7 protein-coding genes and 1 tRNA gene are annotated in these 9,799 nt (G+C 29.1%); 6 read left to right on the top strand and 2 right to left on the bottom strand.

Features of this window, described 5'->3' with window-relative positions:
- The first annotated feature begins 397 nt into the window (after positions 1–397).
- The gene (gene lonB / locus MSCUN_RS01140) at positions 398–2,182 is read left to right on the top strand and encodes an ATP-dependent protease LonB (RefSeq protein WP_245837676.1); all 1,785 of its coding nucleotides are present in this window, start codon (positions 398–400) and stop codon (positions 2,180–2,182) included.
- A gap of 524 nt (positions 2,183–2,706) precedes the next feature.
- Entirely contained in the window at positions 2,707–4,515 is a 1,809-nt protein-coding gene (locus MSCUN_RS01135; RefSeq protein WP_095609212.1) for a DEAD/DEAH box helicase, read from the top strand.
- Between the two features lie 152 nt (positions 4,516–4,667).
- Here MSCUN_RS01135 and MSCUN_RS01130 read toward each other — a convergent pair whose 3' ends face one another.
- A complete protein-coding gene (locus MSCUN_RS01130) occupies positions 4,668–5,552 on the bottom strand; it encodes a ribose-phosphate diphosphokinase (protein ID WP_095609213.1) in 885 nt (294 codons plus the stop codon).
- A 433-nt stretch (positions 5,553–5,985) separates the two neighbouring features.
- Between MSCUN_RS01130 and hypA the strand changes: the two genes are divergently transcribed.
- The 3 genes from hypA to MSCUN_RS01115 all read left to right on the top strand — a co-directional run bounded on the left by hypA (position 5,986) and on the right by MSCUN_RS01115 (position 8,220).
- Entirely contained in the window at positions 5,986–6,372 is a 387-nt protein-coding gene (hypA, locus tag MSCUN_RS01125) for a hydrogenase maturation nickel metallochaperone HypA (protein WP_095609214.1), read from the top strand.
- Positions 6,365–7,021, top strand: coding sequence for a hydrogenase nickel incorporation protein HypB (gene hypB, locus MSCUN_RS01120; protein WP_095609215.1), 657 nt, complete (start codon positions 6,365–6,367; stop codon positions 7,019–7,021). Before hypA ends, hypB begins: the two co-directional genes overlap by 8 nt.
- 161 nt (positions 7,022–7,182) lie before the next feature.
- A complete protein-coding gene (locus MSCUN_RS01115) occupies positions 7,183–8,220 on the top strand; it encodes a DUF354 domain-containing protein (protein WP_394338963.1) in 1,038 nt (345 codons plus the stop codon).
- Positions 8,221–8,277: 57 nt separating this feature from the next.
- Here the strand turns inward: MSCUN_RS01115 and MSCUN_RS01110 are convergent.
- A tRNA-Ala gene (locus MSCUN_RS01110) sits at positions 8,278–8,351 on the bottom strand.
- Between the two features lie 284 nt (positions 8,352–8,635).
- Here MSCUN_RS01110 and MSCUN_RS01105 point away from each other — a divergent pair.
- The gene (locus MSCUN_RS01105; protein WP_095609217.1) at positions 8,636–9,724 is read left to right on the top strand and encodes a hypothetical protein; all 1,089 of its coding nucleotides are present in this window, start codon (positions 8,636–8,638) and stop codon (positions 9,722–9,724) included.
- Positions 9,725–9,799: the final 75 nt, after the last annotated feature.

Here is a 9,799-nt window from a genome sequence, read left to right as displayed (position 1 = left end):
AATAAATATAATATTATAATATTAATATACTAAGTAAAAATAATTAAAATAACAAAAAAAATAATCAAAACAAAGAAAAAGAAACACTTAAAAAATTAATAATACTAATTTTTCAATCAAAAAAAAATCTAATTTTAATAAAAAAAATATAGAAACATTCAAAAAAAAATACTCACAGGAGGAATCTAATATTACCACCCCAACTAATAATGAAAATTTAGATGAAAATATCATCCAAGATGATGAACCAACACAAACACCAGTGGATGAAAAACCAAACACAGAAAATCCAACAAACCCAGATGAAAACAGCGATGAAATAGACATAAAAGAACATGTTGTATCAGTAATAGATCCTGATGAATACAACGACACACAAAACATAGACATTCCCCCAATGCTAATTGATCAAATTATTGGACAAGAAGATGCAGTAGAAACAATTAAAAAAGCAGCAAAACAAAGAAGAAACGTACTACTCATAGGAGAACCAGGAATAGGAAAATCAATGATAGCCAAAGCAATGGCAGAACTACTCCCACCTGAAGATCTCCAAGACATACTAATATATCCAAATGTTGAAAATCCAAACAATCCACTAGTTGGAGTAATGCCAGCAGGACAAGGAAAAAAAATCGTACAAAACTCAAAAGAACAATTTAAAAAACAAGAATCTAGAAAAAACACACTAACAATAGCAATAATAGCACTAATAATGGTAATAGGATTTATCACAAACCAATTTTTAACAGCAATAATAGCAGTAGGAATAGTATTCTTCGCATTATACCAAATAAAACCAAAAAATCAACAACTTGCACCAAAACTCCTAGTTAACAGTGAAAATAAAAAAGTAGCACCATTTATTGATGCAACAGGAGCACATGCAGGAGCATTACTTGGTGATGTAAGACACGACCCATACCAATCAGGAGGACTTGGAACACCAGCACATGAACGTGTTGAAAGTGGAATGATACACAGAGCAAACAAAGGAGTACTCTACATAGACGAAATCGGAACTATGGATATGAAAACACAACAAGAACTCCTAACAGCAATGCAAGAACATAAACTCCAAATCACAGGACAAAGTGATACAAGTAGTGGAGCAATGGTAAGAACAGATGCTGTACCATGTGATTTTGTATTAGTAGCATCAGGAAACCTTGAAGTACTTGATGGTATGCACATTGCACTAAGATCAAGAATCAGAGGATATGGATATGAAATCTTCATGAAAGATTCAATGGAAGATACACCAGAAAATCGTAAAAAACTATCACAATTCGTAGCACAAGAAGTAAAAAACGATGGAAGAATACCACACTTCTCAAAAGAAGCAGTTGCTGAAATAATTAAAGAAGCACAAAGACGTGCAGGTAAAAAAGACACACTTACACTAAAACTACGTGACCTTGGTGGACTTGTACGTGCAGCAGGAGATATAGCAATAGAAGAAGGTGCAAATGAAGTAACTCCAGATCATGTATTTGAAGCTAAAAAACAGGCAAGATCACTAGAACAACAAATAGCAGACAGATACATAAAACAAAGAAAAGAATACAGTGTATATTCAAATGAAGGATCAAAAATAGGATGTATCAATGGACTTGCTGTAATTGGAAATTCAAGTGGAATTGTACTACCAATAGCTGCAGAAGCTGCACCATCCCAGAGTAAAGAAGAAGGTAAAATAATAGCAGCAGGAAAACTTGGAGACATAGCAAAAGAAGCAGTACAAAACGTAGGTGCTATCATCAAAAAAAGTATTGGAACAGACATATCAAACTACGATATACACATACAATTTGTACAATCATATGACGGAGTAGAAGGAGATTCAGCAAGTGTATCAATGGCAACAGCAATAATATCAGCAATAGAAGATATACCAATTGATCAAACAATGGCACTAACAGGATCACTAAGTGTACGTGGAACAGTACTACCAATAGGTGGAGCAACCTATAAAATAGAAGCAGCAGCAGAATCAGGAATTAAAAAAGTATTAATACCTGCATCAAATGTAAATGATGTATTAATTGATAAAAAATACGTAGATCAAATCGAAATTGTACCTGTACATACACTAACAGATGTACTTGAACATGCACTAGTTGGACCTAAAAAAGAAGCATTCATCAAATCCCTAAAAGAAAAAGAAGAACAAAGACAATAGGAAAATATACCCTCCTATTTCCATAATCTCTTTTTAGAAATAAACTATCCACCCTTTATGAAACTATTTTTAAAAACTCTTTTATTAATTTAATTTAACCTAACATCTTATTTTCAAATACTAAAATATCAATACTTTTTAATAACTTAAAGCTTAAAAATATTAATTAGACTATTTTAAAAAAAGTAGAAAAAAGTATAAAAATTATTATTAATAATACGGGAAAAATAGAACCCATATTTTCCATAATACAATTAAAAAGAAAAAAAAGAAATAATAAAAAAAATTACAAATTTCCAAAAAAAAATAACCATTAATTCACTAGGAATAATTAAAAAAAAATTGTAGATATGCCAATAGTTACATCATAAAAGAAATCAACTTTTTTTTTATGCAAAAAAAAATAAACCAGAATTTTGAAATAATCTAAAAAAAACATGAAAAAATAAGTCAAAAAAAATAACATGAAAAAAATACCAGAATCTTATTTTATAAACTACGAAATTAATAATTGAGAGGATTTTATGGAAAAATTAGAATTTAAAAACCTAAATATATCAGAAGAATTACAAAAAGCAGTAGAAGACATGGGATTTGAGGAAGCATCCCCTATACAATCACTTGCAATTCCTCAAATATTAGCAAAAAAAGATGTGACAGGACAAGCACAAACAGGAACAGGTAAAACAGCAGCATTTGGAATACCACTACTTGAAAATATGGATAAAAATGATGAATCACTACAAGCTATAATACTATGTCCAACACGAGAACTTGCAATACAAGTAGCAGAAGAACTAAGAAAACTAGCTGCATACATGCCTGAAATTAATGTACTGCCAGTATATGGTGGTCAACCAATAGATAGACAAATAAAAGCACTAAGAAAAGGAGTTCAAATAATCATAGGAACACCAGGACGTGTGATGGATCATATAAATCGGGGAACACTTGATCTTAGAACAATAAAAACAATAATACTAGATGAAGCAGATGAAATGCTAGATATGGGATTTAGAGAAGATATAGAATATATTCTACAATACATCCCTGATGAAAGACAATTTTTACTATTTTCAGCAACATTACCAAATGAAATATTACAACTTGCACAAACATATCAAAACAATCCTGAGATTGTAAAAGTTACACAACATGAACTAACAACACCAGATATTGACCAGAAATATTTTGAAGTAAAAGAAGATATGAAACTAGAACTACTATCTCGTCTTCTTGATATACATGATTTTAATTTATCATTAGTATTTTGTAATACTAAACGTAAAGTAGATAAACTTGTAAGTCATCTTCAAGTACGAGGATATCTAGCTGATGGTCTTCATGGAGATTTAACTCAAAATCAACGTGATCGTGTAATGCGTAAATTTAAAAAAGGAAACATTGAAATTTTGGTTGCAACAGATGTAGCAGCACGTGGAATTGATGTAGGTGGTGTTGAGGGTGTATTTAACTTTGATATACCAAATGATAATGAGTACTATGTTCATAGAATAGGTCGTACTGGTCGTGCTGGTAAGACTGGTAAAGCATTTAGTTTTGTATCAGGACGTGAAATATACCAGCTTCGTGATATTCAAAGATATGCAAAAACTAAGATTGAACAAGCACCAATACCTTCACTTAGTGATGTTGAAGAAGTTAAAAAAGATAACTTCATAGAAGAGCTTAAAGAAAAAATTAACACAGAAGATATATCAAAAGAAATTTATATTATTGAAAAGCTTATTGAAGAGGACTTTAACTCAATTGATATAGCTGCAACACTTCTTAAAGGAATTATTGAAAATAGTCCATATAAAGAAGAAGAATTTGGTGATACAGAAGCTCATGAAGGATTTGTTCGTTTCTTTGTAAGTGTAGGTCGTAAACAAAATATCACAGTAAATGTTATACTAAATACAATACATGAAAAAACAGGTCTTACAGGTCATCAAATAGGTAATATTGATATATTTGATAATTTCTCATTTGTAGAAATTCCATCAGATCGTGCATCAGACTTCTATAGATTTATGGGTGATACATATATTGCAAATAAACGTGCACATATTGAACCTGCAAAACCTCGTGATAAATCTAAGAAAAAATCTCGAGATAATAAAAATAAGAAGTTTTCAAATAAAAGAAATCGTAAAAGTCGAAAATTTAATCCTCATCGGGATAATAATGGTTTTAAGAAGGATAATAGTAGCTATTATTCTAATCGTAACAATAATAAGAAAACTTATCGTAAAGATTCATACTCAAAAAATAGTTATAAAAAAGATTCATATAAAAATGAGTATAGAAATGATACTAATGCATTTTAGGATGTATTGTTTATAACCCCCTTAAAATACTATTTTTTTTTAATTACTAATTTTTAATTTAGCTTTGTGAAACTCTATAATTTTATTATAAATTTAAATATTTTTTATTATAAGTATTTTAGTTTTAAAAAAAAGAAATAGAAGAAGAGGTTTTATTGATTTTCAAGGTTTTTAAGATGATCTGCTATTGTTGTTGCTACACTTATATGTGCAACTTCACTTTTTAGTGTGTTTGTTCCATGAATTGTATTTGCACCTGCTGCTGATATTTTTAGTATTGCATCATTTACAAGTACTGGGTGTACACATACTACATCTACCATTTTAGCTCCATTTTCTTTTAATATGTTTATTGCATTTACTATTGTTCCACCTGTACTTATTATATCATCTACTATTATTACACTACGATTTTCTACAGATATACTTTTTGTCTTGGTTTTTACTTTTTCAGGTGATAGTCTAACTTTTTCAAGGTAGTCATAGTCTGTGTTTAGTATTTCTGCTATTTGTTTTGCAAAGTTTTCTGCTCCTTTATCTGGTGCTAGTATTATTGGTTTTTTATCTTCATGGTTTTCTCGTATATATTCAGCTATTGAAGGCATTGCTGATAGGTTATCTACTGGTATATCATATAAGTCACATATACTTTCTTCATGTAGATTTATTGATATTAAATGTTTTACTCCCATACTTTGAAGTAGTTTTGATATTGCTTTTGCTGATATACATTCAACTTCTTTAAATCTGCGTTCTTGTCTACTGTATCCTAGGTATGGTGATACTACTGTTATATCATCTATATTCATATCACTTAGTGTATCAAGTATGAAAAATAGTTCCATCATATTTTCATCTTGTGGATATCCTGTAGATTGTATTATTATAACTTTTTCATCTTCTGGTATTTCATCTTTTATTCTAAAGTATCTTTCTCCATCTGGAAACTTCTTAGTTTCCACACTACATAGCTTATCATTTAATTCTTTTGCTACTTCTGCTGCTAATGATTGTGATGCAGATCCTCCAATAATCACTTATTATTACGCTCCCTGTATAATTTTAATTCAAATAAATTTGTTATTTGAATTTATTTTTTTATTAAAAAAAAATATTGTTAGTTATTTTATAATTATGTTTTTTATTTTATAAAATAATTTTTAGTTTATATGTTAAATCTAATATTCATTTTTATGTGTTTTTTTTTGATTTGTGTGATTGTTTTATAGAACTTTTTTTTTGATAATTAATTATAAAAAAAAATAAATAATACTTTATTTTAAATTGTTAATAATTATTACCTAATATACAAATATATATAGATTTATAAATATTAAAAGGTATATATAAAATTGTAGATTATGAAAAATACAGAAAAAACATTAAAAAAAAGAAAAATATAACTTATTTAAATATATAATATAATAAGAAAAAAATAATGAAAAAAAATTTTCTGGAGATAAAAATAAAATGCATGAACTAGCTATGGCAACAAGTATGGTAGAAGCTATAATTGACACAGCAGAAAAAAATGATGCAATAAAAATAACACAAGCAGTTCTCGATGTAGGAGAACTCACAATGCTCAACCCTGAACAACTCCGCTTTATGATGGATGTAATACGAGAAGATACAATATTTGAAGATGCAGAAATCATCATAAACATGATCCCAATAGAAATAGAATGTGATAAATGTGGATTTAAAGGAAAAAGCAAAACAGATGAAAACATGGATCATTTAATGGCTGTAGCAACATGTCCTAAATGTGATAACACAAGAATAAACATAATTGAAGGACGAGAATGTAGTATAAAAACAATAAAAATAGAAAAGGAAGATGAAGAAGATGCATAAAATAGCAAGTATAGAAATAGAACAAGATATAATACAAGCAAATGATAAACTCGCAGCAGAAAATAGAAAAGTATTTGATGAAAACAACGTATTTGCAGTAGACCTAGTAGGTGCTGTAGGATCCGGAAAAACATCATTACTTGAAAAACTAATCGATGAAATGTCTGATGAAGATATAGGAGTAATCGCAGGAGATATTCTAAGTAAATTTGATGCAAAAAGAATAGAAAACAAAAATGTACCTGTAAAAGGACTAAACACAGGAAAAGAATGCCACCTAGATGCACACCTAGTAGAACATGCACTAGATGAAATACCATTAGATGACCTATCAATACTATTTGTTGAAAACGTAGGAAATCTAATATGTCCAGCAGACTTTAACCTCGGAACACATATAAGAACAGTTATTATAAGTGTAACTGAAGGTGACGACACAGCAGAAAAACACCCAATGATCTTCAAAGGAGCAGATATGGCAATAGTAAACAAAATAGATCTTGCTGATGCTGTAGGTGCAGATGCTGATAAAATGGTAGAAGACATAAAAACAATCAATCCAGACATACCAGTAATTAAATGTAGTATAAAAACCGGCGAAGGAATCGATGAAGTAATAGAAACTTACAAAAAATTCCAAAACCAATAAAAAAAAAAGAAGGGTAAACCACTAACCACCCCCATTTATACTACTTTTTTTTAACCACCTAAAAACTCCCCTTTTTTTTAATATAATAAATCAGAAAAAATTATTTTTAATTAATTTCAAAAAAAAAATCTTTTTATCAAAGATAGGATGGTATAAAAACAATGAAAATATGGATTGATATCGTAAATTCTCCACATGTACGATTTTTTAATGGAATAATAAAAAAACTTAGAGAAGATGGACATGAAGTACTTATAACAGCAAGAGATTTCTCAAACATACATGACCTACTTGACATATTCCAAATTAAATACACATCAATAGGAGATCATGGAGTAACACTAGAAGAAAAACTACTATCAAGTACCAAACGTGCATATGAACTAGCTAATTTTATAAAAGATAAAAATATAGACATAGCAATAACTAAACATTCAATAGAACTACCACGTGTAGCATTTGGACTTGGAATACCAAATATATTCATTCTAGATAATGAACATGCAATAGCAGCAAACAAACTAACACTACCACTTGTAAATAAGCTAATAATACCTGAAATCTTTGATGTATGGAATACAATAAAATTTGGAATGAACCCAAATAACATAATACGATATAATGGAACATGTGAAGTAACACACCTTGAAGACTTCAAATATAATCCAGACATACTAGATGAATTATCAATAAAAACAGATAAAAAACATGTAATACTAATGAGACCTGAACCATCACTTGCATCATATCTTGACACTGATTGTACAAAATCAGTACTAACACCAATTGTAGATGAACTTAAAGATATAGCAGAAATACTTATAATTCCAAGATTTAAAACACAAGGTGAAATATTTAAAGATATACCAAATGTACATATAATTCAACCACCTGTTGATACATTTAGTTTAATGAAACGAGCAGATCTTGTAATTGGAGCTGGTGGAACAATGAATAGAGAAGCTGCTCTTCTTGGAACTGATGTTATATCATGCTATCCTGGATCACAACTATCAGTAGATACATACTATATAAAGCAGGGACGAATGATGCGTTCTAAAAATCTTGATGAAATTATAAAACTATCAAAAGAATTACTAGATGATAATACACCAAAAACTGAGATTAAAACTGATAATTTAATTGATATAATTGTTGATACTATCTATAAAACATATGATGAATATCATGAAAAATAAGTAGTATTAAAAAAAAATAAGATTCCTTTTTTTTAGGATATATTATAAATTATAAAATGGACTAGTCGGGAGTTGAACCCGAGGCCTCCGCCATGCCAAGGCGACACTCTACCAAGCTGAGCTACTAGCCCAATTAATTTTATAATATGTTTTTAGGGTATAATTTGTTACTATTATATATTATTTTAAGTATTATTTATTATTAATGGAAAAAATAAACACCTGCTATTTTTTAAAATCTTTATTAAAACTTTTTTATTATATAATAATCTATTAATAAAATAAAATACTAATATAAAATATAGATTATAAAATTTTGAAATAACATAATAATATCTTTATTTCAAAATAGAATGGATTTAACTTTAAATTCATTAATTAATAGTGAATTTAATTTGGGAGGTTGAACAATCATATGGCATTAATAGCTACAAATCACCTATTATTTATACTTGAATTTGCAATTCTTGTTCAAATAGGAGTATTATTACTATTAAATTTCGTAGACCTTAATCTTAACTTAGTACTTTTCATATCTCTTATTGCAAGTACTGGTTTAGCATTAATATTTGGTTTCGATGCTGCTTGTCTTCTACTTCCAATGCTAAATCATCATGAATTCACACACCCTTATGGACCATTGGCAATACTGTTTGTGGTAACCTCGTGGGCGTGTGTGTCGATGTACAAGGATGCTAAGATTAGGCAGAGTAACTTTAAGCTTTTTCTTATCATCATAACTATAGCTATCACATTATTTGGTGCAATTGTACACCGTGACTTCCTTATTATGTGGGTACTTGGATTACTTATTGGTATCTTTATTATAAGCAAGTCCTTCCGCAGAAGTAAAGGAACTTCATTTTTATCAATGAAAAGAATTCTTTTAATTGCAGGTGCACTTGTTGCAGTATTTGCTTTAATGGAAGTTCTTGCTCAAGTACTTAATATGCAAATTATAAGTCCACTTTCAAGAATTGACCGTATGAATGCAAACCAATTTGGAAGTTTACAGCTTGTTATAGATAATACAAATCTAATGGGACATAATCCTAATGCAACATACTGGGGAAATGAAAGTCTTGGAAATAGTGATGGATACATATCACTTCCATTAACATTTATTACATACTTTGGTTTACCATTCCCATTATTTTATGGAATACTTGTAACTAAAAAGGATGTAATTGATTACTTCTTACCAGGTATATTTGGTGTAGGATTTGACTTTGGATATCTTGTATTAGCACTTGTGGTTATTTGGTTAATCATCGTGATGGTTGTAGGATTTAAAGCATTAGATAAGTATAGACTTCAACGAGAACGTGGAAATAAGAAGTTCCGTGGAAGAGAAGCATTACTTATAGGATCCTTATCAGCATTTATTGCACAGACAATACTAGGATTCTTTGTTATTACAAGAACAATAAATGGTTCAGCACTTGTAACATACATATTCTTAAGTGCACTTGTTATGGCACACGTAGTAACAACAAAACGATAAAATAGATTATCATTTATACTAATTTACATTATCACCACCCCTTCTTTTTTACATTTTATTTTTTTTATCAGGAAA

It is taken from the genome of Methanosphaera cuniculi, assembly GCF_003149675.1.
Lineage (GTDB): Archaea > Methanobacteriota > Methanobacteria > Methanobacteriales > Methanobacteriaceae > Methanosphaera > Methanosphaera cuniculi.
This window is presented reverse-complemented; position numbering and strand designations above follow the sequence as displayed.